Origin of the sequence: Pseudonocardia yuanmonensis, assembly GCF_039542425.1 — a bacterium.
GTDB lineage: Bacteria > Actinomycetota > Actinomycetes > Mycobacteriales > Pseudonocardiaceae > Pseudonocardia > Pseudonocardia yuanmonensis.
The window spans coordinates 1-24,041 of sequence record NZ_BAABIC010000012.1 but is presented as its reverse complement, the minus strand read 5'-3'; the positions used below and the strand labels follow the sequence as shown (position 1 = coordinate 24,041).

General features: G+C 75.1%; 17 protein-coding genes. 10 read left to right on the top strand and 7 right to left on the bottom strand.

Translation table 11 applies throughout. From position 1 onward, the window contains the following. Positions 1–14: 14 nt before the first annotated feature. The 3 genes from ABD990_RS18340 to ABD990_RS18330 form a co-directional block, all read right to left on the bottom strand. Positions 15–3,728 (bottom strand): UvrD-helicase domain-containing protein, encoded by a 3,714-nt coding sequence (locus ABD990_RS18340; RefSeq protein ID WP_345381787.1) that lies wholly within the window; start codon positions 3,726–3,728, stop codon positions 15–17. Then, positions 3,725–7,075, bottom strand: a complete 3,351-nt coding sequence (gene recC, locus ABD990_RS18335; protein ID WP_345381786.1) for an exodeoxyribonuclease V subunit gamma — start codon at positions 7,073–7,075, stop codon at positions 3,725–3,727. Before recC ends, ABD990_RS18340 begins: the two co-directional genes overlap by 4 nt. A 144-nt stretch (positions 7,076–7,219) precedes the next feature. Further along, entirely contained in the window at positions 7,220–7,744 is a 525-nt protein-coding gene (locus tag ABD990_RS18330) for a DUF6319 family protein (protein ID WP_345381785.1), read from the bottom strand. 537 nt (positions 7,745–8,281) lie between these two features. Here ABD990_RS18330 and ABD990_RS18325 point away from each other — a divergent pair. After that, a complete protein-coding gene (locus tag ABD990_RS18325; RefSeq protein WP_345381784.1) occupies positions 8,282–9,043 on the top strand; it encodes an MFS transporter in 762 nt (253 codons plus the stop codon). A gap of 11 nt (positions 9,044–9,054) precedes the next feature. After that, on the top strand, positions 9,055–9,402 hold the full coding sequence (locus ABD990_RS18320) for an MFS transporter (protein ID WP_345381783.1): 348 nt from the start codon (positions 9,055–9,057) through the stop codon (positions 9,400–9,402). A gap of 197 nt (positions 9,403–9,599) precedes the next feature. On the opposite strand, the gene ABD990_RS18315 is transcribed toward ABD990_RS18320, so the two are convergent. Beyond that, complete coding sequence (locus ABD990_RS18315) at positions 9,600–11,279, bottom strand: alpha/beta fold hydrolase (RefSeq protein ID WP_345381782.1); 1,680 nt, start codon at positions 11,277–11,279, stop codon at positions 9,600–9,602. 316 nt (positions 11,280–11,595) lie between these two features. Here ABD990_RS18315 and ABD990_RS18310 point away from each other — a divergent pair, with 316 nt between their 5' ends. Further along, positions 11,596–13,335 (top strand): DEAD/DEAH box helicase, encoded by a 1,740-nt coding sequence (locus tag ABD990_RS18310; protein WP_425569623.1) that lies wholly within the window; start codon positions 11,596–11,598, stop codon positions 13,333–13,335. A 118-nt stretch (positions 13,336–13,453) separates the two neighbouring features. Here ABD990_RS18310 and ABD990_RS18305 read toward each other — a convergent pair whose 3' ends face one another. After that, positions 13,454–13,642, bottom strand: coding sequence for a DUF7455 domain-containing protein (locus ABD990_RS18305; RefSeq protein WP_037050289.1), 189 nt, complete (start codon positions 13,640–13,642; stop codon positions 13,454–13,456). A 303-nt stretch (positions 13,643–13,945) separates the two neighbouring features. Between ABD990_RS18305 and ABD990_RS18300 the strand changes: the two genes are divergently transcribed. The 7 genes from ABD990_RS18300 (at position 13,946) to ABD990_RS18270 (ending at position 21,846) form a co-directional block, all read left to right on the top strand. Further along, positions 13,946–14,851, top strand: coding sequence for an EamA family transporter (locus tag ABD990_RS18300; RefSeq protein WP_345381779.1), 906 nt, complete (start codon positions 13,946–13,948; stop codon positions 14,849–14,851). A 786-nt stretch (positions 14,852–15,637) separates the two neighbouring features. Continuing rightward, complete coding sequence (locus ABD990_RS18295) at positions 15,638–15,880, top strand: Rieske (2Fe-2S) protein (protein WP_345381778.1); 243 nt, start codon at positions 15,638–15,640, stop codon at positions 15,878–15,880. A 267-nt stretch (positions 15,881–16,147) separates the two neighbouring features. Then, on the top strand, positions 16,148–17,293 hold the full coding sequence (locus tag ABD990_RS18290) for a sugar ABC transporter substrate-binding protein (protein ID WP_345381777.1): 1,146 nt from the start codon (positions 16,148–16,150) through the stop codon (positions 17,291–17,293). Between the two features lie 61 nt (positions 17,294–17,354). Continuing rightward, positions 17,355–18,131, top strand: a complete 777-nt coding sequence (locus ABD990_RS18285; RefSeq protein WP_345381776.1) for an ATP-binding cassette domain-containing protein — start codon at positions 17,355–17,357, stop codon at positions 18,129–18,131. Then, positions 18,128–19,576, top strand: a complete 1,449-nt coding sequence (locus tag ABD990_RS18280; RefSeq protein WP_425569622.1) for a sugar ABC transporter permease — start codon at positions 18,128–18,130, stop codon at positions 19,574–19,576. The genes ABD990_RS18285 and ABD990_RS18280 overlap by 4 nt, the downstream gene beginning before the upstream one ends. Next, positions 19,573–20,742 (top strand): ROK family protein, encoded by a 1,170-nt coding sequence (locus tag ABD990_RS18275; protein WP_345381775.1) that lies wholly within the window; start codon positions 19,573–19,575, stop codon positions 20,740–20,742. The genes ABD990_RS18280 and ABD990_RS18275 overlap by 4 nt, the downstream gene beginning before the upstream one ends. Positions 20,743–21,108: 366 nt before the next feature. Continuing rightward, a complete protein-coding gene (locus ABD990_RS18270; protein ID WP_345381774.1) occupies positions 21,109–21,846 on the top strand; it encodes a DUF1775 domain-containing protein in 738 nt (245 codons plus the stop codon). Between the two features lie 70 nt (positions 21,847–21,916). Here ABD990_RS18270 and ABD990_RS18265 read toward each other — a convergent pair whose 3' ends face one another. Both ABD990_RS18265 and ABD990_RS18260 read right to left on the bottom strand, forming a co-directional pair. Beyond that, a complete protein-coding gene (locus ABD990_RS18265) occupies positions 21,917–22,165 on the bottom strand; it encodes a hypothetical protein (protein ID WP_345381773.1) in 249 nt (82 codons plus the stop codon). Between the two features lie 490 nt (positions 22,166–22,655). Further along, on the bottom strand, positions 22,656–24,041 hold a 1,386-nt coding region (locus ABD990_RS18260), incomplete at its 5' end, for a YncE family protein (RefSeq protein ID WP_345381771.1).

Sequence of the window (24,041 nt, the reverse complement as noted above, 5' to 3'; positions counted from 1 at the left end):
GGTCTGTGGGACGCTCATCGCCGGCCTCCCAACTCGCCGAGGTCGAACAGCCCGGGCTCGTCCGCGGGCGGATCCGCGGCCGGCCTGCGTGGCCGAGACCCGGTCCGCTCCCGTGGGCTCGGCGGCTCCGCGGGCTCGGGCAGCTCGAGGGGCAGCTCCTCCCGGACCTCCTCCCCGTCGGTGATCGCCGGCCCGGACGTTTCCGCGCCACCGTCGGCCGCGATCGGTCCCGAATGGTGATCATGGTCGGCGGGTGTCGCTGTGCTGGGAGCGGCGTCGGGGGTGATCGCCGTTCCGGACCGTTCTGCGCCGTTCACGGCCGCTGCCGGTCCGGGTCGGTGATCAAGGGGAGGAGCGGCGGGGGTCGAGCGGGCGTCGAGGACGTCGGAGAGCTCCGTGATCAGGGCGGGGGAGGGCTGCCAGCCGAAGACACCGCAGGGCGTGTCCCCCACCTGCGGCGTGTCCGGACCGCACATCCCCCGGAGGAAGAGGTAGAGGACGCCGCCCAGGTGCTCCTCGGGGGAGTACCCGGCCAGCCGCCAGCGCAGGAAGCGGTGCAGCGCGACCGAGTACAGCAGCGCCTGCAGCGGGTAGTGCGCGGCCTGCATCGCGGCGGCGAGGACCGGCGGGGCGTAGTGCGCCGCGGTCAGCGGCTCCCGCCCGCCCGGTCCGGAGGGCCCGAGCCAGTTGGTCTTGTAGTCCACGACGAGGTAGCGGCCGTCGATCCGCAGCACGGCGTCGATCGAGCCGGTGAGGTACCCGCGCAGCGGCTGCCCCGCCAGGGCCGGGGCGGCGATCAGGTCCGGGTAGCCGGCGAGCGGGTCCCCGGGGGGCAGGTGCCGGCGCAGCACCGGGGCCAGATCGCCGAGGGTGACCTGTCCCGACGGCGTGTCCCCACCCGCGAGCGGCATCTCGAAGTCCAGCTCGGACAGCCGGTCCGCGGGCCGGATCGTGCGCAGCGCACGGCCGCCGGCGAGCGGCCCCAGGGGCGTCTCGACCACCGGCCGCAGTGCCGCGGCGAGCGCCCCGGGATCGATCTCGGCCGGCTGCCGGGCCAACTCATCGTCGACCCGCAGGCGCAGCTCGGCGGCCAGGTCCAGGGCCGTGGGATCGAGGTGCTCGAACACGGCGTGGACGAGCGTGCCGAAAGCGGTGCCCAGCGGCAGGTCGGCCATCGGCGACGGCACCTCAGCCCCGACCCCGGCACCGGCCCCCGCCACGACCTCGACCAGGTCCAGCTCGGCCTCGTCGTCCTTGCCAGGCGCCTCGGGCTCGGACCCGACGCCCGGGGTCGGCGGCTCCGGTGTCCCCGCGGCTGCGTGGTGGCCGTGGGCGTCCGCGGTCAGCGCGCTGTAGGAGGTGCGCCGCCAGGCCGCGTCGAGCCGGCGGGCGAACCGGGCCACGCCCAGCTCGGGCAGGTCGCCCTCGCCCTCCGGCGCGGGGACGGGCGCGCGGTCCGACAGGGTCTCGACGGAGACACCCGGCACCGATCGCAGCAGCTCCAGGGCTGCCGCGTCCGACGGGATCCGGTACCCCGCCTCGGGCACGGTGCCGGCGGCGGGGCGCCCGACCAGCAACCGGTGCAGGGCGGAGCACTCGGTGGTGGTGGTCGGGGCCCACCAGGCCACGACCTGGCAGCGCGCCCGGGTGAGCGCGACGTACATCAGCCGCAGGTCCTCGCCGGCCTCCTCCTCGAGGTGGCGCTGCAGCCGCGGTGCGCGCCAGGGCCCGACCGGGCCGCCGACGTCGAGGACGCGGGCGCCGTCGTCGTCGTGGACGAGCAGGACGTCGGCCTTGTCGTTGACCCACCGGTCCCAGCCGAACGGCACGTAGACGACCGGGAACTCGAGCCCCTTGCTGCGGTGCACCGTGACGATCTGCACGGCGTCCGCGTCCGACTCCAGGCGCCGGCTCCGCTCGGTGGTGGTGTCCCGCGCGGCGTCCGCCATGCGGTGGCGCAGCCACTCGACCAGCGCCGACGGCCCGAGGTGCCGCTCCAGCGACGCCCCGTGCAGCACCTGCCCGATGTGCCGGACGTCCGTGAGCCGCCGGTCGCCCTCGCGCAGCCCGAGCAGCCGGGACGGCAGCCGGGTGCGGCTGGTGACCGCCTCCAGCAGGGCCGCGACCCCCCGCTCGGCCAGCACCGCGTGCCACGCCCGCAGGTCGGCGCCCAGCTCGTCGATCAGCTCCTCGGCGCGCTCGCCGCACAGCTGCTCGACCGTGTGCCCGACGAAGCAGGTCAGCGCCGCGGCGCGCAGCCGGGTGGTGCGCTGCGGCTGCTCGACGGCCTCGAGCAGGGTCAGCCACTCCGCCGCGGCCTCGGTGGTGAACACGCTGGTGGTGCCGGTGAGCACCGCCGGGACGCCCGCCGCGGTGCACGCGTCCCGCACCTGGACGCCCTGGGCGTTGGTCCGGACGAGCACGGCGACGTCCCCGGCCCGCAGGTCCCGGCCCTCGACGGTGGCCGGGGAGGCGAGCAGGGCCGCGATGTCGGCGGCGACGTCCTCCGCCACCACCTCCCGCGCCTTCTGCGCCCGGCCCAGCCGCTTGCCGGTGAGCGGTTCGAGCCGGTCCCGGTCCACCACCCGCAGCCGGAACGGCTCGTCCGAGGGGGCCCCGGCCAGCCGCCGGGCGGTGTGGTGCGCCGCCACCGGCCGGACGACGATCTGGTCCGATCCCAGCGCGACCTCGCCGAACACCCCGTCCAGCGCCTCGAGCAGCGCCTCGTCCGTGCGGTAGTTCGTGCCCAGCGTCCGCAGCGCGCCGGCCTCCTGCGCGGCCGCCAGGTAGGAGACGACGTCCGCCCCGCGGAACGCGTAGATCGCCTGCTTCGGGTCGCCGATGAGCACGAGCGTGACGTGCCCGTGGAAGGCCCGGCGCAGGATCTCCCACTGCACGGGGTCGGTGTCCTGGAACTCGTCGACCAGCACCACGGAGTACCGGGCGCGCAGCCGGGCGCGGGCCGCCTCCCCGCGCACCGGGTCCCGCAGGGCGCCGGCCAGCCGGGTGAGCATGTCGTCGTAGCTGAACAGGCGCCGGGCCCGCTTGCGCCGGTCGACCTCGCCGCGGACCGCCTTGGCGAAGCTGTACCGGACGCCCGCCGCGGACGACGGGCCCGCGTCGGCGGGCTCCAGCCGCGCCTGCGGGTCGCCGACGGCCCGGCGGGCCAGGGCCAGCGCCTCCTCCCGGTCGAAGTCCGGCCGCCCGGCGCCGGGCGCGGCGTACTTGCGCACGTAGAAGTCGTCGACCACCTCGGTGAGCAGGTCGTCGACGTGCTCGACGAACTCCGCGTCCGGATCGCTGTCGCCGGCCACGCCGAGCCCCGCGAGCATCTGCTGGCAGAACTGGTGGGTGGTCGCGATCGTCGCGGCGTCGAACTGGGCGAGCGCGGCCCGCAGCCGGGCGCGGCGCGCCGCGACCTCCTCGGGCGGGCCCTGCTGCAGCAGCCGGACGACCGGGTCCGCCGACGGCACCCCGGCCGCCAGCCCGCGCTCGGTGGCGCCGAGCCGCTCGCGGACCCGCTCCCGCAGCTCCTGCGTGGCCTCCCGGCCGAACGTGACGAGCATCAGCTCGGGCAGCTCGGCGATCCCCTCGGCCACGTAACGGGTGGCGAGCGCGGCGATCGTGTAGGTCTTGCCGGTGCCCGCGCTGGCCTCGAGCACGGTGGTGCCCTCCGGCAGCGGGCCGTCGACCTCGAACTGCGGGTGGGTGAGCAGCGCCTGGGTCACAGCACCTCCAGGTGCTCGACGTCCAGCAGGGGGCGCCACAGCCGCTCGGCCAGCGCGCCGAACCGGGACACCCCGTCCGCACCGCGAACCCGTAGCAGCGCCTCGAACTCGGGCTCCGCCCCGAGCACCGCCACGATCGACTCGTCCTCCTTCTCGAACTTCCACTCCCGGCCCGCCGCGGACTCCGCGTCCCGCGGGGCGGCGCCGGTCCGGCGCGCCTTCGCGTACTCGGCCGCACAGGGCGTGGACAGCGGCAGGGGCTCGCACAGGCCCTCGCGGTGCAGGGCGACGAGGTCGGCGAGGGCGGCGCGAGCCTCCTCGACGCCGAGCGGGCGCAGCGTCGCCCGGGCCGCGCCGCCGCCTCGGGCCCGGCCGAGCGTGACGGCCCGCCACGGCGTGTCCGGCCTGGTCACCGTGAGGGCGAGCAGCCGCGCCCACGCGCGCAGGCGGTGCTTGGGGCCGAGCCGCGAGTACTCGACCGTGACGAGGGTGGTGCCGTGCAGCCCGGCGACCGTGCCGACCACCCGGTCCGCGCCCGGCAGCACGGCCGCGACGTCCCGGGAGCCCGGCTCGCCCACGCGCAGCTCGGCGCTGGCCGCCACCAGCGGCTCGACCGCCCCGCTCACCTTCTCCAGCACCGCCCGCCCGAGGGCACCGGGCGGCAGCTCGCCGCGCCGCCACTCGGCCTGCGTGCAGTGCTCGGCGGCGGCCCCCGCGAGCCGGTCCCGCAGCATCCGGTTCCCGACCGCCCACTCGTCGAGCCCGCCGAGGCTCACCGGCAGCGCGTCCGCCGGCTCCTCGTCCTCCGAGCGCGGCACCATGCCGACCCGCTGCCGCAGGAAGGCCTTCATCGGGTGCTCGAGGAACCGCACCAGGTCGTCGAGCTCGACGGTGTCGCCGGTCTCCACCGCCGCGAGCGGCGCCGGCAGGAACGGCGGCACCGGGCGCCGCTCGCCCTGCAACGCCCGGGCGCCGGCCAGCGCGTTGCGGTCGAAGCTGAACGGCGCGCGCCCCCGGGTGAGCTCGGGGGTGAAGTTCCGCGGGTCGAAGGGCTGCAGCGGGTGGCGGACCGTGATCGCCTCGCTCGGCCTGGCGGAGCGGGAGCCGGCGGGCACGCGCACGGTCGCGTCGACGGCATCGAGCAGCTCGCCGATCGGGACGGCCGGAGGCCGGTCCGCGCCGGTCCGCTCGTTCATTCCCGAGTGCACCACGACCAGGTGCTCCGTGGCGGCCATGATCGCGTCGAGCAGGAGCTGGCGGTCCTCGCTGCGCGGGTCCCGCTCGCCGACGCGCGGGTCCCGGGCGAGCACGTCGTCCCCGTCCGGCGCGCCGGTGCGGGGGAACACCCCGTCGTCCACCCCGAGCAGGCAGACGACCCGGTGCGGCACCGAGCGCATCGGCACCAGGGTGGCGACGGTCAGGGTGCCGGTGCGGAAGTTCGCCCGGCTCGGGCGGCCGCGCAGCCGGTCGGCCAGCAAACCGCGCACGTCCGACAGGGTCAGCGGGACCGTGGCGCCCTGTGGGCCGGCCGAGCGCACGACCTCGGCGAGCTCGGCCCGCGCCTGCGCCTCCTGCCAGGCCTCGGACGCGGTGGTGGCGGTGAGGGCGGACAGCCCGTCGAGCAGTGCGGCGACCCACGCGGTGAGCGGCTGCGGGCCGGCGAGCGCGTCCAGTGCGGTGCGCAGCCGGTCGAGGATCTCCGCGAGGGAGCCGACGAGGTCGACGTCCGAGGAGTCGACGTCGTCGAGCGGGAGGGCCGTGCCCAGCCAGCCCTGCTCGCCCGGCCGCTCGGCCATGGCGACCCCGAGCAGCATCCGGTCCAGCCCCGCCGACCAGGTGTTCTGCGGGAAACCGTCGAGCTTGAAGGGGCGGCGGTGCTCGCCGTCGAGCCCCCAGCGGACCCCGGCCCGGACGACGAGCTCGCCGATCCGGTCCAGCGCGTCGTCGTCCAGCCGGAAGCGGCGCCGCACCGGCACCGAGCCGACCAGGTCGAGCACCTGGGACGCCGAGACGCGGGAGTCGGCCAGCTCGAGCAGCGCCGACACCGTGCCGAGCAGGGGGTTGGCCTGACGCAGCGCGCGGTCGGCGAGCCGGACGCGCAGCCGGTGCCCCGGATGGGTGTCGCCGGGGTCCGCGCCCGCCGCGTCGGCGCCGGGGACCGCGGCGGCCAGCCCGAACGAGGCCGAGATCAGCGGGGCGAAGGCCTCGATGTCCGGGCACATCACGATGACGTCCCGCGGCTCGAGGGTCTCGTCCGCCGCGAGCAGGCCGAGGACGATCTCCCGCAGCACCTCCACCTGGCGGTCCGGGCCGTGGCACGCGTGCACCTGGACGCTGCGGTCGCCCTCGTCGAGCAGCGGCAGCTCGCCCGTGGGGACCCGGTCCCGGCGCAGGCCCTCCTGCAGACGCCCGAGCAGCGTGGCCGGCGCCGACCCGGCCGGGTGGTGGACCTCCTCGATCCCGGCGGGCAGCCGCAGCTGCAGCTCCCGGACGTCCCGTCCGAGGGAGCGCAGCAGCGGGTTGCTCGCCGCGTCCGCCGAGCGGTCCTCCCGCCGCGGCAGGGCGGCGCCCTGCGAGGAGGACAGCTTCTCCCACAGCGCGGGGGAGGGGTGCGGCAGCCAGAGGTGCACCTCGCGGTGCGCGGCGAGCGCGGACAGCACGGCCAGGTGCTCGGCGGCCAGCCGGGTGGGGCCGAAGACCGACAGCCGCCCGGGCAGGTCGACCAGGCCGGGGTCCGCGCGCAGCGCCCGCTCGGCCTGCTCCAACCGCTCGGCCGGACCGGGCACGCCGATCCGGGCCCGCAGCCGCCGCCACAGCTCCACCTGCCACCGCAGGTCCTCCGGGACGCCCTCGGCCGAGCCCGCCCACCAGGCCCGGAGCATGTCCGGCCGGTGGACGGCGTAGCCCGCGAAGAGGTCCGCGAGCCGGCGGGCGACGGCGTAGGTCCGGGTCCCGCCGCTCTGCGAGAGGTGCGCGGCCAGCGCGGCGAAGGTCTCGCCGGGCGCCTCGACGGCCGCCACGACCTCCTCCAGCAGCGGCCACACCGCCCGCGCCGGGTGCCAGGGGTCGGTCTCCGGGTCGGTGCCGGTCGCCGCGTCGACCGCCTCGGCGAGCACCTGGCCGGGAGCGGGGAACAGGACGTTCGCACACACCCCGTCGGCCGCCCCGGCCATCCCTCCGGCGGTGCCCAGGCGGTGGGCGAGCCGCTGCCCCAGCCATCGCTCGACCCCGCGCTCGGGCACCGCGACGATCTCGGGCGCGAACGGGTCGGCCGCCCGCCCGCCGATCACCTCGGCGAGCGCGTCGGCCAGCCGATCGGCCCGCTCGGCCCGGTGCACCACCCACACGAGGGCAAAGTTAGCGACGCCCACCGACGGTTCCGGCGAGCCCCCCACGGCGTGTCCGCGGTCCGTCCACAGCACGGCGCGGACCGACGCCGAGCGGGTACGGACCGGCCCGTGAGCCCGTCGGTCGGAGCCCCTCCGGAAGGCTCAGTCCAGCTCGGCGAGCGCCTTCTTCGCCTGCTCCAGCTGGGCCTCGAGCTCGGCGACCTTCGCCTCGCGGGCGGCCCGCGCCTCCCCGATGACCTGCTCGATCGGCTCGGCGATCTCCGCGTGCAGCTCGGCGGCGGCCTTCTGCACCGCGCCCGCGGACACCGGCAGCGCCCGGGCGAGCCACGTGGTGCCGCGCTTGAGCTCGGCCTGCCAGTCGCCGTCGGCCGTGCCGCTCACCGTGAGGGTCAGCTCGACCACCCGGGTCGTGCGGGCCGTCGAGCCCTTCGGTCGGCCCCGCTTGCGCTTCTCCGGCTCGGCCGGGACGGAGGCCGCCTCGCCGCCGGTCGTCCCGGAGGTCGTCGCCGGAGCCGCCGGAGCGGCTGGGGTTGCGGAGACCGGCGCGGAGTCAGGCGCGGAGTCAGGCGCCGAGTCCGGCGCGGAGTCCGGTGCGGCGGCCGCGGATCCGGCGGATCCCCCGGTGGGCGCGGTGTCGGTCGAGGTCGTGTCGGTCTCGGCGGTCACGTGCTCCCTCTCCTGCTGGGCGGAACGTCCAGGGTGACCGTAGAACAGGTGTTCGACCGCTCCGGGATCCGGGTCACGATCACACCGCATCGACGACTTGAAGTTGCGTGCGGACCTCCCAGCCCGGGATGACCGGCATCGTCGGCCGGCTCGAGGCGGCCGGGCTGGTCGAGCGCGGGCCCGACCCGTCGCACGGCCGCGCCACGCTCGTCTCCGCCACGGCCACCGGCAGCGCCTACATCGCGGGCCGGCACGCCCGGCGCACGGAGTTCCTCGCCGACCGGATCACCACCCTGTCCGCCGACGACCGGCGCGCGCTGCTCGGCGCGACGCGCGCGCCGGCCGCCCTGACCGACACCCCGATCCCGACGACCCCCGCCGGCCCCACCGGGCCGGGCGCCGAGGCCGCCGGCACCCCGACCACCCGCGAGACCCGTACCGAGGGGGAGCCGTCGCGAGTTCGCACGGCACGTCCGCAAGTCCGTTCCGGCGACCAAGGCGGTCCGGGCCGTCGCCTTCGCGTGCGTCACCTCGTTCATGGGCATCGGCCTCGTCGACCCGATCCTGCCCGCGCTCGCGACCCAGCTGCACGCCGGCCACACCCAGGTCGAGCTGCTCTTCACCAGCTACCTCGTGGTCACCGCGGTGGCCATGCTGGTCACCGGCTGGATGTCGAGCCGGATCGGCGCCAAGCGCACCCTGGTGATCGGGCTGGCGCTGATCGCCGTCTTCGCCGTGGCGGCCGCGCTGGCCGGGCGCATCGGCGGGATCGTCGGCTTCCGGGTCGGCTGGGGCCTCGGCAACGCCCTGTTCATCGCGACCAGCCTCGCCGTGATCGTCGGCTCGGCCAGCGGCGGGTTCGGCGGCGCGATCGTGCTCTACGAGACCGCGCTGGGCGTCGGCATCGCCTCCGGGCCGCTGCTCGGCGGCCTGCTGGGCACCATCATCTCGTGGCCCGGACCGTTCTTCGGGGTCTCCGCGCTGATGCTGATCGCGCTGGTCGCGACCCTGGTGTTCGTCGACAGGACCCCGACGCCCGCCGAGCCGTCCAGGCTCTCCGAGCCGCTCACGGCGCTGCGCCACCGCAGCCTGCGCACCACGAGCCTGGTCGGCCTCCTCTACAACTGGGTTTTCTTCACCCTGCTCGGCTACGCGCCCTTCCTGATGAACCTCTCCGCGCTGCGGCTCGGGGCCGTGTTCTTCGCGTGGGGCGTGCTCGTCGCGATCTTCGCCGTCCTCGGCGCCACCTGGCTCAAGGGCCGCTTCGGCACCGCCCGCACGCGCTCTACGGCAGCCTGATCCGCATCGCCGTGATCCTGGCGGTGATCGGCACCTTCGCCGGCTCCGTACCCACCGTGATCGTCGCGGTGATCCTCTCCGGCGCCTTCGTCGGGCTGAACAACACGCTGGTCACGACCGCGGCCATGAGCATCTCGCCGGTGGCGCGCACCGTCGCCAGCGCCACCTACGGCTTCGTCCGGTTCATCGGCGGCGGGCTCGCCCCCTTCGTCGCGGGGCTGCTGGCCGAGGGCCTCACCGTGCACGTCCCGTTCTGGATCGCCGCGGTCGTCGTCCTCGCCGGGGCGCTGCTGCTGAGCACGGTGCCCTGTAACAGGCCGACGAGGAGGCCGCGGCCGAGGACGCCGGGGACGCCGTGACCCGCGTGCCGGCGGTCGAGGAGGAGGCGATCCTCGCCGAGGAGGCGCTGCGGCACGAGAGCGGCCGGCGATGAGCGACAACGGGTTCGAGTACGGCGTCTCCTGGTCGGGGCCAGCGTGCAGGCGGGGCACAAGCTCTTCGGCTCGGTCGCCGTGCGGGTGGTGCGGACCGGGCGCCGGCCCGTGACCGTGGTTCCCTAGGAGGGGTTCCCGAGGTAGGTGCCCGGCGCCGGGTGGATCGGGTGCAGCCCGCGTCCGCCCAGCTCCGGCGGCGCGTCGACGACGGTCCCGGACCGCTCGCCCAGCCAGGCCACGAAGTCCTCCCACCACGATCCCTGCTCGACGTGCGAGGCCGCCCGCCACCGCTCCGCGTCGGCCGGGTTGCCCGCGGACACCGCCCCCGCGGCGACCCGGTGCACGCTCGTCCCGTACCCGACGGCGGCCGCGGTGCTCCCCGGCACGAGCACGAACCGGCACTTCCCGCCCAGCACCTGTGAGGTCCGGTAGACGGCCTGCCAGCTGCCGACCCGGTCGGCGACCCCGGAGAGCAGGTAGACGTCCCGGTCCACCGCCGAGAGGTCGACCGGGCGTCCGAGGACCCGCGCGGACCGGGGCCGGGTCAGCGCGCCGGAGAGCGCCAGCTCGGCGAGGTCGCGGAACAGCGCGGCCGGCACGTGCAGGGCATCGAGGTTCCAGGCGCGCAGCGGATCGGGCCGGGTCCGCCCGGTGCCGAGGTAGCGCCGCTCCCAGGCCGGCCAGACCAGCGCCTCCGGGCAGAGCAGGGCGTGGATCTCGGCGAGCCGGCGACCGTCGAGCAGGCCGGCCCGGCCGACGGCGGTGACGGCGGCACGGACCTCGGCGTCGTCGACCGGTGCGGCGGCGGGGCCGGTGCGCGAGCGCTCGCGGTCCAGCGTGGTGCCCGCCAGCACGAGCGCGGCGACCCGCTCCTGTCGCTCCAGCCGCGCGGTGACCGCCGCGGCGAGCAGGCCCCCGGTGGAGACGCCCAACAGCGTTGTGCGGTCCACCCGGCAGATCCGCTCGCACGCCCCCAGCGCCTCGACGACGGCCGCGGCGTAGGCGTCGAGCCCCCGTCCGGCGTCCGCGGGGCCGGGGTTGCTCCAGGACAGCGCGAACACCTGCTGGCCGGCCTCGACGAGCCGGCGGACCAGGCTGCGGTCCGGTGCGAGGTCGACGAGGTGGACGCGGTTGACCACGCCCGGCACCACCAGCACCGGCACCTCGGCGACCTGCTCGGTGGCCGGCAGGTAGTGGATCAGCTCGAACAGCGGCGCGCGCAGCACGACGGCGCCGGGTGCGGTCGCGGTCTCGACACCGGGCTCGAGCCGGGCCCGGCCGTCGGGCAGGCGCGGGGGCGACGTGAGGTCCGCGCCCAGGGCCCGCACGGTGCGGACGGCGCTCGCGCCGCCGGAGCGCAGCGCCTCGCGCAGGCCGCGGGGGTGCAGCAGCGGGTTCGTGCCGGGGGCGAGGAGGTCGGCGAGCCGGGCGACGGCGACCCGCAGCCGGTCGGCGTCGTCCGCGTCGGCGGCGAGGTCCTCGACCAGCTCCAGCGCGGAGTCCCGGGCGGCGCGGTGCGCCTGCAGCAGGCGGGACAGGACCGGGTCGTCCGCCCAGGCCGGGTCGGCGTGCCGGGGATCCTCGGCGCGGCCGGCGGCCGGGCGCGCGCCCAGCCCGATGCGGTCGAGCTCGGCCAGCAGGCCCACGGCCCGGCCGGCCGTGGCGGCGGGGGACCGCAGCGCGGCGGCGGCGAGCCGCGCGGCGGGGGCGACGGGCAGGAGCCGGGCCAGCGGTCCGCGGGCGGCCTCGGTGATCAGGGCGTCGAGCGGCAGGGCGGCGTCGTCGGCCTCGGGCCGGCTCATCGCCCGCACCCGGCCGCCGTCGCCCGGCGGGCCGCCGCCCGTCGCGTCGACCGCCCGTCCCGTCCCGCCCGGGTCATCCGTGAGCCCCTTCCGCCCGGTTCGTCCCGCTCGTCCGTCCGCCGGCCCGATCCTCCCAGCCGGCCCGGCGTGCCCGCAGGTGTACCCCTCACGGGCTCGCCCGGGCCACCCCGACGCGTGTGACGTGCGCGTTCGCGCCCGCGTCGGGGCACGGCGTCCCGCGCGGTGACCGCCGGATACCCTGATCGTCGGGCCCAGCACCCCCCACCGGGGGCAGGTCGGCAGGACAGGGAGACGTGTGTCGCAGACGGAATCCGTACCGATTCAGGGACTCTCCTCGGTGTCGGCTCCGGGCTCGCGGCCGCTGCGTGCCTGGCAGCGGTCGGCGCTCGCCCGGTACCTGGCCGCCGGGCCCCGGGACTTCCTGACGGTCGCGACGCCGGGCGCGGGCAAGACGGCCTTCGCGCTGCGGGTGGCGAGCGAGCTGCTGGCGGACCGGACGATCGAGGCGGTCACGGTCGTCACGCCGACCGAGCACCTCAAGTACCAGTGGGCGCAGTCCGCGGCCGCGGTCGGGATCGCGCTGGACCCCGAGTTCCGGGCGTCGACGGGCACCTCCCGGGACTACCACGGCATCGCGATCACCTACGCCGGCGTGGCGGTGCACCCGAACACCCACCGGGCGCGCACGGAGAACCGGCGCACGCTGGTGATCCTCGACGAGATCCACCACGCCGGCGACGCGAAGTCCTGGGGCGAGGGTGTCCAGCTGGCCTTCGAGCCCGCCGAGCGGCGTCTGGCGCTGACGGGCACGCCCTTCCGGTCCGACGACAACCCGATCCCGTTCGTGGAGTACGTCCGGGACGCGGAGGGTGCGCTGCGCAGCCGCGCCGACCACTCCTACGGCTACGCGGACGCGCTGTCCGACAACGTCGTGCGGCCGGTGGTGTTCCTGGCCTACTCCGGGACGTCGAGCTGGCGGACGAGTGCGGGCGAGGAGATCACCGCCCGGCTCGGCGAGCCGCTCACCAAGGAGCAGACCGCGATGGCCTGGCGCACCGCGCTGGACCCCGGCGGCGAGTGGATGCCCGCGGTGCTCGCCGCTGCGGACAAGCGGCTCGACGCGCACCGCAACAGCGGGATGGCCGACGCCGGCGGCCTCGTCATCGCCACCGACCAGACCGCGGCGCGGGCCTACGCGGCCCTGCTGCAGCAGGTCACGGGGACCGCTCCGGCGCTGATCCTCTCGGACGAGGCGGGCTCGTCGGAACGGATCGAGTCCTTCTCCCGGTCCGACGAGCGGTGGATGGTCGCCGTCCGGATGGTGTCCGAGGGCGTCGACGTGCCGCGGCTCGCGGTGGGCGTCTACGCCACCTCGGCGTCGACCCCGCTGTACTTCGCGCAGGCCATCGGCCGGTTCGTGCGGTCACGGCGGCCGGGGGAGACGGCGTCGGTGTTCGTGCCGTCCGTCCCGGTGCTGCTGGGCCTGGCGAGCGAGCTGGAGGCGCAGCGCGACCACGTCCTGGGCAAACCGCACCGGCCCAAGGAGGAGTGGAACGACGAGGAGCTCGCCCTCGCCAACCGGCAGCAGGACGAGCCGGGGGAGGACGAGAAGTCCTTCACCGCCCTGCACGCCGACGCCGAGCTGGACCAGCTGATCTTCGACGGCGCCTCGTTCAGCGCGGACGAGGAGGAGTACATCGGGCTGCCCGGGCTCCTCGACGCCGACCAGGTGCGCACGCTGCTGCAGCAGCGCCAGCAGGAGTGGGTGGACAGAGGGTCGCCGCGCACGGGCGCCGCGGCCCGCGCCGTCCCGCCGCCGGCGCCGGAACCGCCCCGCGAGATGTCCGTGCGCGAGCGCATCCAGAAGCTGCGCAAGGAGCTGAACACGCTGGTCGCGCTGCACAACCACCGCACGAAGAAGCCGCACGGCGTGATCCACAACGAGCTGCGGCGGCACTGCGGGGGCCCGCCCACCGCCATGGCCACCATCGAGCAGCTCGAGGAGCGCATCGCCACGATCCGGTCGTGGCGGTGACAGAGCGGTGACCGGCGTCACCCGGACACACGAGAGGGCCGGCACCCGCGGGTGCCGGCCCTCCCGACGACGCTCACATGACCGGCGAGGGGAGTCGCCGATCGCCCATCACTCGTGCCTACTCAGCACCCTGTTGCACGTCCACCTCGAGCTCACGCAGCTTGTCGGCGTGCGCACGCGCGTGGTGTCCGCAGAACAGGAGCTCGCCACCGGACGGCAGGACGGCACGAACCTTTGCGGCCGCTCCGCAGCGGTCACAGCGGTCGGCGAGGGTCAACTCGGGCCGGGTCAGGGTTCCAGGCTGCATAGCGGTCTCCCTCCGTCTCGACTCCGGGTTCCCCCGGTGTCGCTTGCTGTGACGACCGCTCGCGCGGTGCGCCCACTCTTGCAGACGTCATTTACCCCTGCATGTGTTCCCGTCCCGTGTCGCGACGACAATCACAGATCGACCTTTCGGGGTCGAGCGACCGTCGGAGCGGTGGCGGTCCGATGACGAACACGGATTCAGTTGACTACGAGTGAATGATGCGGTGCAGGGTGTGACACCGCAAGGTGTGGCGTGTAAACACTCCGGTCCACGCGACTACGGACCGCAGTCGGTGGCGCAGGCATGGCGCCGAGCATGATCCGCCGGGTCCCGGCGCCCGTGCTCTTCGTCGTCGGGGGCGCCTCGATGTACGTCGGGGCGGCCCTCGCGGTCGGTCTGTTCGACCGGTTGTCGCCCGCGGCGGTCGCGGTGTTACGGATCTTGGGTGCGGGCCTGGTGCTGCTCGCCTGGCGGCGGCCCGCGCGGGCGGCGTGGCGGGCCGCGCGGCTGCGCCGGTCGGTCCCGTTCGGGCTGGCCACGGCGCTCATGAACGCGGCGTTCTACGAGGCGATCGCGCGGCTGCCCCTGGGCACGGCGGTCGCCCTGGAGTTCTGCGGGCCGGTCGCCGTGGCGGCGGCGCTCTCGCGCCGGCCGCGGGACGTCGGGGCCGTCGTGCTGGCCGCCGGGGGAGTGGCCCTCATCGCGGATGTGCGCTGGTCGGGCAGCCCCTCGGGGGTGCTGTGGGCGCTCGCCGCGGCGGTCATGTGGGCCGCCTACATCCTCCTCGGCAAGCGGGTCGCGACGGCCGGGAACGGGGTCGACGACATGGCCGTCGGCTTCACCGTGGCGGCGGTCCTGTGCTCCCCGGTGCTGGTTCTCGGCGGCGCCGCGGGCCTCGCGCCGCTCGCCGACCCGGTCGTGCTGCTGCTCGCGGTCGGGGTGGGCGTGCTGTCCAGCGTGATCCCCTACGGCCTGGACCAGGTGGTGCTGCGGCGGGTCGGGCAGGGCCGCTTCGCGGTGCTCCTGGCGCTGCTCCCGGCGACCGCGACGGTGATCGGCTTCCTGGCCCTGGGGCAGCTGCCCGGGCCGGCCGAGGCGGTCGGGATCGCCGCCGTGATCGGCGCGGTGGCGCTCCGCTCGAGGGACGGCGACGCCGCCCCGGAGGTCGTCCCGGCACCCCGGGAGGCCCCTCCTCGTCACGGGGAGTGACATCCGTAGTCGGTCACGCCAGGTGACCGGCCGGGCGGCGGCCGGGTGAAGGCCACCCGATCCGGTGCGGCGGTTCTCGCGCCCCGTCGATCGTGTCGGTGCCTGCGGTGCCGCCGCCCGGGGCGACACGGAGCGTGACCCGTCCCGGACGGAGCACGCCGCTCGGTCAGGGTCGAGGCGCGGTCCGCTGCGGCCGTTCGGGAGGACGGTTCGCCCCGCCGGTGCGCGCCCGGTCGGCGCAGCGGAGCTGCGACGGGAAGGGCGCACCACAGGCGTCCGCGGGCCCCGGCACATCGCCATCGCACATCGCCATCGCAAGCACGGGCAAGGGTGCCCCGACGACACCGCCGCCCGCGCCCGGTCGACCGCGAACCGGCACGCAAGCAGTTCCGCGATCCTCGCCACCGCTGCCCCAAACGCGCCGCCTACTTCCGTGCCGAGATCGTTCGTCGCCGCCACAGTGTTGTGGCTATGCACCGACTTACAGGACACTCCCTCGAGGGCCGGCTGCCCCGGGGAGCGGCCCGTCGACGACCCTCTCCTGTCCCGCGATCGGGGAGCGTGCTGATGAGCAGCGACATCCCGCCCGACGCGACACGGCGGGCGCTCGTGACGGGGCTCTGCGGCGCCGTAGGCGCGGCGGTCGTCCCGGCCTGCGGGGGATCGCGGGGGTCCGACCCCGGCCCGGCGGCCAGCCCGGTCCCGGGTCCCGCACCCCCCACCGCTGCCGGTGGTACGCCGCCCGCGCTCGCCACGACCTCGGACATCCCCGTCGGTGGTGGGAGGGTGTTCCCCGAGGACCTGGTCGTCGTCACGCAGCCCACCGTCGGAGACCTGAGGGCGTTCGACGCGATCTGCACCCATGACGGATGCATGCTCACCACCGTTTCCGACGCCACCATCGGATGTCCGTGCCACGGGGGTCGGTTCGCGATCACCGACGGAACGGTGGTGAGCGGCCCGGCGAAACGCGCGCTGACCCCACGCCCGATCAGTGTCCGGGACGGTTCGATCGTCCTGAACCCGTGACCGCGGGCGGCTCCGTGTTCCTCTGCCGGAGGGAGGCCGGGAGCAGTTCCCGGACGGTCTCACGGCGTGAAGCCGAGTGGTGACGCTCCGCGATGAGAATCGGCGCCGCGGCAACAAATGGGTCTCGGTGAGACCGAATCGTGACGCTCCGCCGGAACCTTGACCGATACAGCATGCTTTGCATCACAGCGATCCACCGCATACGTTGTCGCCCACAACATTCACCCGGAGCCCTGGGCACCGGGTCCACAGTGAGGTGGAGGGCGGATGCGGGTAGGCAGGTCGGCGCTGCGTGGTGCGCCGAAGATGATCGCGGCGCTGGGACTGGGGCTGGTCCTCACCCTCACCGCGTGCGGGGCGAACAGCTCCGGCGGCTCGTCGGGCGGGACCGCGCCCTCGGCGGCGCCGTCGAGCGGGGGCGTCAAGGTCGGCGTCATCCTCCCGGAGACCGACAGCTCGGCCCGGTGGGAGGGCTTCGACAAGCCCATGATCGACAAGGCCATGCGGGCCGCGGGTCTCGACCCGGACATCCAGAACGCGCAGGGCGACGAGCAGAAGTTCTCGACCCTCGCCGACGGCATGATCTCCAGCGGTGTGAAGGTCCTGGTCATCGCGTCGATCAGCTCGGACGGCGGGTCGGCGGTCGCGGCCAAGGCCAAGGCGCAGGGCATCCCGGTCATCGACTACGACCGGCTCAACCTGGGCGGGACCAGCGACTACTACGTCTCGTTCGACAACGAGAAGGTCGGCGCGCTGCAGGGCCAGGGCCTCGCGCAGGCGCTGCAGGGCAAGCAGGGCGCCCAGGTGATCCAGATCGAGGGCGCGCCCACGGACAACAACGCGACCCTCTTCTACAACGGCCAGCAGTCCGTGCTGAAGCCGATGTACGACTCCGGGCAGCTCAAGCTCGTGGCGAACCAGGCCATCGACAAGTGGGACAACCAGGTCGGCGGCACCACCTTCGAGCAGCTGCTGACCGGCAACGGCGGCCAGGTCGACGGCGTCGTCGCCGCCAACGACGGCCTCGCCGGCGCCGTGGTGACCGTGCTGACCAAGTACGGGCTCAACGGCAAGGTGGCCGTGACCGGCCAGGACGCCACGGCGGACGGCCTGCAGGCCATCCTGCGCGGCGACCAGTACATGACGGTGTTCAAGCCGATCCAGGAGGAGGCCGACGCGACCGCCAAGCTCGCCGCGGCCCTCGCCAAGGGCGACACCGCCACCGCGGACCGGACGGCGACCCAGACGGTGAACGACCCGAAGGGCAACCGCGAGGTGAAGTCCGTGCTGCTCACCCCGCAGCTGATCACCAAGGACAACGTCAAGACCGTCGTCGACGCCGGCTACATCAAGGCGAGCGAGATCTGCGTGCCCGCCACGCAGGCCGCCTGCGACGCCGCCGGCATCAAGTAACCCGGAGCCGGGCGCGCGGCCGAGACCCCTCCCGGCCGCGCGCCCCCTCATGGAGGTCCGCATGTCCGAACCCATCCTGCAGCTGCGGTCCGTGTCGAAGAGCTTCGGCGCGGTGCAGGTGCTCCACGACGTCGACCTGACGGTGCGCGCCGGCGAGGTGACCGCGCTCGTCGGCGACAACGGTGCCGGCAAGTCGACGTTGGTCAAGTGCGTCGCCGGGATCCACCCGATCGACGGCGGCGAGATCCTCTTCGACGGCGAACCCGTCGCGCTGCACGGCCCGTCCGACGCGTCGAAGCTCGGCATCGAGGTCGTCTACCAGGACCTCGCGCTCGCCGACAACCTCGACATCGTCCAGAACATGTTCCTCGGCCGCGAGCGCGGGAAGCCGTGGATCCTCGACGAGGCGGACATGGAGCAGGCGGCGCGGCGCACCCTCGCCTCGCTGTCGGTCCGCACCGTCACCAGCGTCCGGACCCCCGTGGCGTCGCTCTCCGGTGGTCAGCGGCAGACCGTCGCGATCGCCAAGGCCGTCCTCTGGGACTCCCGGGTCGTCCTGCTCGACGAGCCGACCGCCGCGCTCGGCGTCGCGCAGACCCGGCAGGTGCTCGACCTCGTCCGCCGGCTCGCCGAGCAGGGCATCGGGGTCGTCCTCATCAGCCACAACATGGCCGACGTCTTCGAGGTCGCCGACCGTATCGCCACCCTCTACCTCGGCCGCATGGTGGCCGAGGTGCCCACGCGCGACGTCACGCACGGGCAGGTCGTCGAGCTCATCACCGCAGGCCGGTCCGGGGATCTCGGGCTGGCCCGACCGGAAGGGGTCGTGGGAGCGTGACCGCACCCCAGAAACCCGCAGCACCGAAGTCCGCGGCCGAGCGGGCGAACCCCGGCAACCGGGCCGCCGACTTCGGCATCGACACCACCGCCCGCACCACGGGCGAGGCGATCCGCGCGTACCTGCAGGGCCTGCGCAACGGCGAGCTCGGCTCGCTGCCGGCGCTGCTCGGCCTCGCCGCGCTGTTCGTGCTGTTCACGATCCTCGACTCCGGCGGCACCTTCCCCAGCCTGCTGAACCTCGCGAACCTCCTCCAGCAGGGTGCCGGCCGGACCATCATCGCGATGGGCCTGGTGTTCGTGCTGCTCACCGGCGAGATCGACCTCGCCGCGGGCACGGCGTCCGGCCTCGCGGCGGCGCTCATGGCGCTGCACCTCGTGAGCGGCGGGAACATGCTCGGCGCGATGGGCGGCTTCGTCTTCGCCGTGCTCATCGTCGCCATGCTCGTCGCAGCGGCGCTGGCGATCTGGGTACGGGTGTGGGCCGGGGCCGTGGTGAGCGTGCTGACGGCGGTGATCCTGCTGATCGGCGTCCCGGCCAACCCGTGGATCGAGATGCTGCTGGCCGTGGGCGTCGGCGTGGTCGTCGGGTGCCTGACCGGCTTCCTCGTCGCCCGCGTCGGGATGCCGAGCTTCGTCGTCACGCTCGCCCTGTTCATCACCTGGCAGGGCGTGATCCTGCAGCTGATCGGCGACGGCGGCACCCTCGGCCTGCGCGACCCGGTGATCAACGCCGTGGCCAACGGCAACCTCTCGACGCTCGGCTCGTGGGTGCTGTTCGTGGTGGCGGCCGGTGGCTACGCGGCGGTCATGCTCCTGCAGCAGCGCAACCGGCTGCACAAGGGCCTGGTGGCGAAGCCGACGGGCCTGGTGCTGATCAAGGTGGGCGCCGTCGTCGTCCTCGGGGCGCTGGCGACCTTCCTGCTCACCCGGGACCGGTCGCCGGGCGTCATCGCCATCTCCGGTATCCCTTATGTCGTGCCGATCGTCCTGGTCCTCCTGGTTCTGGGGACCTACGTGCTCGACCGCACGCGGTTCGGCCGGCACGTCTACGCCGTCGGCGGCAACCGGGAGGCGGCCCGCCGGGCGGGCATCGACGTCGTCCGGATCCGGGCGGCGGTGTTCGTGATCAGCTCGGCGTTCGCGGCGATCGGCGCGATCGTCTACTCGTCGAAGGTCGGGTCGGTCTCGCCCGCGGCCGGTGGCGGCAACACGCTGCTGTTCGCGGTCGGTGCGGCCGTCATCGGCGGGACGTCGCTGTTCGGCGGGCGGGGCCGGGTCTCCAACGCCGTCATCGGCGGCGCGGTGCTGGCGACCGTCGAGAACGGGCTGGGCCTGCTCAAGCAGCCGGCCGCGGTGGTGTTCGTGATCACCGGCCTGGTGCTGCTGCTCGCGGCGGGCGTCGACGTCCTGTCCCGGCGGAAGTCGGCGGCCGCCGGCAGGTGACCGCCCCGACCTCCGGCACCCGTCCCGACGACGCCCGCCGGCACAACCGGACCGCGCTGCTGCGCCGCCTCCACGTCGAGGGGCCCTGCACGCGGGCGACGCTGGCGAGCGAGCTCGGGCTCAACCGCAGCACGATCAAGGCGGTGGTCGACGGGCTGGCGGAGTCGGGCGTCGTCACGGAGGCCGTCCCGGCGCAGCGCACCGGCGCCGGGCGGCCCTCCCTGCTGGTCCTGCCGGAGTCGCACGCGGCGGTCGTGCTGGCCGTGGACGTGCGGGTGGACCAGGTCGCGATGGCCATGGTCGGGATCGGCGGGCAGATCCTCGGCCGGCACAGTTGGAACCTGCACCGCACCACCCGGCTGCCCGGCGAGGTGATCACGCACGTCGCGGAGTCGGCGCAGCTGCTGCGCGACGAGCTGGGCGTGCGGGAGCAGGGGGTGGGCGTCTCGGTCCCCGGGGTCGTCCGCCGGGCGGACGGGCTGGTCCACGAGGCCCCCAACCTCGGCTGGCGGGAGGTCGCCCTGGGCAGCCGGCTCGCCGCGGTGCTCGGCTCGCCCACGACCGTCGGCAACGACGGCGACCTGGGCGCCCTCGCCGAGCACGTCCGCGGCGCGGCCCGGGACGCCTCCGACCTGCTCTACCTGTCCGCGGACGTCGGCGTGGGCGGCGGGGTGATCGTCGGGGGGGTGCCGTTGCGGGGCTCCGGCGGGTACGTCGGCGAGATCGGGCACATGATCGTCCGGCCGGGCGGGCGGGCGTGCTTCTGCGGCGAGCAGGGCTGCTGGGAGACCGAGGTCGGCGAGCCCGCGCTGTGCCGGGCGCTCGGCCTGCCCGAGGACACGCCGCGCGGGGTGCTGGTGGCGGAGCTGCGGGACCTCGAGGCACACCCCGGGCGGCTCGACCTCCTCGCCGAGGTGGGGGAGTGGCTGGTCACGGGCCTGGTCACCGCGGTGAACATGCTCGCGCCGGAGCTGGTGGTGCTCGGCGACCTCTTCGCCGCCCTCCCCACCGCACTCGTCGACACGATCCGCGAGGAGCTGCACCGCCGCAGCCTCGTCAGCCGCGCCGCGGGCCGCACCCGCATCGTCGTCTCCCCGCTGGGCAGGGACGGCAAGCTCGTGGGCGCCGCCGAGCTCGCCTTCGAACCCGTCCTCGGCGCGGTGTAGGCGGTTCCGCCCCCGTGAGTCGCGCCCCGGGCCCCCGCGAGTCGCGCTCTGGGCTTCCGCGAGTCGCGCCCTGAGCTCCCGCGATTCGCGCTCTGAGCTCCCGCGAGTCGCGCTGTGGGTCCCGCGAGTCCCGAGTTGGTGCACCGCGAGTAGGCACTTCCGGTATCGCGAGTCGGCGGTTCCAGGTCATCGAGATGCACATGTCCGTCGGCTCCGCCGGTGTGGGGTTCGGTGACCGGGAAGTGTCGACCCGCGCGAGGTCGACCCGGTGGCCCGGAGTGCCCACCGTCGTCCGACGTGCGAGGCGCGGTAACGCCCGACGACCGGGGCCGAGCCTCCGAGGGGAGCGAGCGCGAGGAGACGGGGATGCGCGGGAGCGGCCGGGTCACCGTCCCGCTCCGGTGCGGGCTGCTGCTGGCGCTGAGCCTCGTCGCACTGGTGACGACCGCCGGTGCCGCCGCGGCGGAGGTCACCCTCTCGCCGGACCACACGGAGGCCGGCGCGCGGGACGTCGCCGTGACCTTCCGGGTGAGCAACGACGATCCCGCCGACCCCGTCGTCGCGCTGCGCGTGGACCTGCCGACGGCACGTCCGCTCGTCGACCCGCAGCCGTCGTCGCCGCCGGGATGGCAGGTCACGACCACGGCGACCGGGTTCGAGTGGCGCGGCGGGCCGGCCGGGAGCGAGCCCGTCGACCTCGTGCTGCGGGTGGGGCGGATGCCCGACGGCGCGGGGCCGGTCCGGTTCCGGACGACGCAGACGAGCAGGTCGGGCGCCGTCGTCGAGTGGTCCGACCTGGTCGTGCCCGGACGGCCGGCGCCCGCCCACACCGCCCTCGAGCTGCGGTACGGGGCCCCGCTCCCGGCGGTCCCGGCGGGTGGCCATCACGACCACGACCAGGCGGCGCGGGACGTCGCGGCAGGACTGCCCACGGCACCGCCGGGCGCGACCGCGGCGTGGACCGTGGGCGTCGCGGTCGTCCTCGCCGCGCTGGCCGCGCTGGGGATCCGCGAGCTCGGGAAGTGGCAGGCCGCCCGGTTCGCCGCCCACCGCCCGGCGGAGCCCGGGGACGAGCCGGCGGAGGGGCGGGAGGCACGGTCCTGAGGCGGCCGGCTCCGTCACGGGAGCGGAGGAGCGAGCGTCTGCGCCGACCCGGTCGGGGGCGCGCGGGCCGTCACGCGGCGAGCAGGGCGCGACCGGAGTCGGTGAGGGCGACGGCTCCGTCGGCGTCGGCGATGAGGCCGGCGTCGGCGAGGCGCGGGGCGGCGAACGGATCGGCCAGGAACAGCCCGTCGACGACGAGGGCGGAGCCACCGGACAGCCGGACGCGGCCGGCCTGGACGGCGCGCAGGACTGCGCGGTCGCGGTGGGTCAGCGCCGGGGTGCCGGTGACGAGAGCGAGCTGAGCGGTCTGAGCGGACATCGTGCTTCTCCTTCCGTCCTGGCGCCGGGGCCCTCCCGGTGTCGGTGTCGAACGAGAAGAAGCATCCCGCCGGGGCGCGCCCCGGACGATGATGCCGGCCCCACTCCCTACCGGGGCCCACCCACCGACCGGGGTGGGGTTACCCCCACGCACCAGAACTGCCGGGCCTGTACCCGGGCGGAGCGGGCCTGAACTCGGTCGGTACCACGGATCCGGGAAATCCCCGAATGGCGGTACCGGCGAGGCGGTTCGCCGGCTTTGCGTGACTCGACGGGAGCCTGCGTCCCCGGACCTCGAGTGCCACTCGCGAGAGCAGGGCGCGACGATGCGAGGGCTCAGACCGCGACTCGCGGGAGCCCAGAGCGCGACTCGCGGGAGCCCAGAGCGCGACTCGCGGGAGCCCAGAGCGCGACTCGCGGCACGGGAACTCCCGACTCGCGGGAGTGCGCGAGCCGGGAGTGCCCGTGGAGGTGGGGCGGCGCCTGCCGGGTCAGCCCGTCAGGTTGATCTCGGTGAGGGTGCCGCTGTTGAGGTTGGTGACGTAGGCCTTCTTCCCGTCCGGCGTGACCGCGAGGCTGGTCGGGGCGTCGCCGGTGGGCAGGGTGGCGGTGACCGTCCAGGTCTCGGCGTTGATCACCGTGAGGGTGTCGCCCTCGACCGCGGTGACGTAGACGAATCGGCCGTCCGCCGCCCACGCGATGTCCTGCGGCTTCTTGCCCACCGGGACCGTCGCGATCACCTGCTCGGTGTTCGTGTCGATCGCGGTGACCGAGTCGCTGTCGTAGTTGACGTTGGCGACCACGGAGTTGTCCGGCGAAACCTCGAGACTGTGCGGGCTGACCTGCACCCGCACCTCGCCGAGCACGGAGTCGTCGGCGGTGTTGATGATCGTGATCACGCCCGACTCGTGGTTGGCCGTGTAGGCCTTGGAGCCGTCGGGCGAGAAGACCGCCCAGTGCGGGTTGGGCGCGACCTTGATGTCGTGCACCAGTGTGCTGTTGGCTGTGTCGATCACGCTGACGGTGCCGGAGTCGTGGTTGGGCACGTAGAGCTTCGACCCGTCGGGGGTGACGGCGAGGGCGAACGGCCGGGTGCCGACCGGGATGGTCGAGGTGATGGTGTTGCTGGACGTGTCGAGCACGCCGACGACGTTGATCGTCTTCTGGTCGTTGAAGATCGAGACGTAGACGCGCTTGCCGTCCGGCGCGAAGGCCAGGTACTGCGGCGGGCCGGCCTGGACCGGGATCGTCGCGATGACCTTGTTGACCGAGGTGTCCATGACGGTGACCACGCCGGCGTTGCGGTTGGCGATGTAGGCCAGCCGGCCGTTGGGCGACAGCGCGATGTAGCCGGGGGTCTTGCCCACCGGGATCGTGGCGCCCAGCGACGGGATCGGCACGCTCGTGGCGATGTCGGGCTCGGTCGGGTCGGCAGGCGACGGGATCTCCTCGTTCGACCCGCCTCCGCCCGCGGCCGATGTCGACGTGCCGGAGCTGCCTCCGAGCAGCCCGAACTGGTTCGCGGCGAACCAGCCCACGCCGCCGATGGCGGCCAGCAGGACCACCACCACGAGCGCGACGATCAGGCCCTTGCGCCCGCCGCCTCCGCCGTCCGAGGGCTCCGACGGGCCGGGCGGGGGTGCGCCGCCGCCGGGGGTCCCGCCCCCGAAGCCGCCCCCGCCACCACCGGTGCCACCACCGCCGCCGCCGAAGCCGCCCCCGCCACCGGGGCCACCTCCGCCGCCGCCCGGACCGCCGGGTCCCCCCGGCCCTCCGCCGTACGGCTGCGGGCCGGTGGGCTGCGGACCGGTGTGCTGGGGCGCCGGCGACGCGGCCGGCCGGGTGGGCGCGGTCGTGGCCGGGGGTGCCGCGGCCGC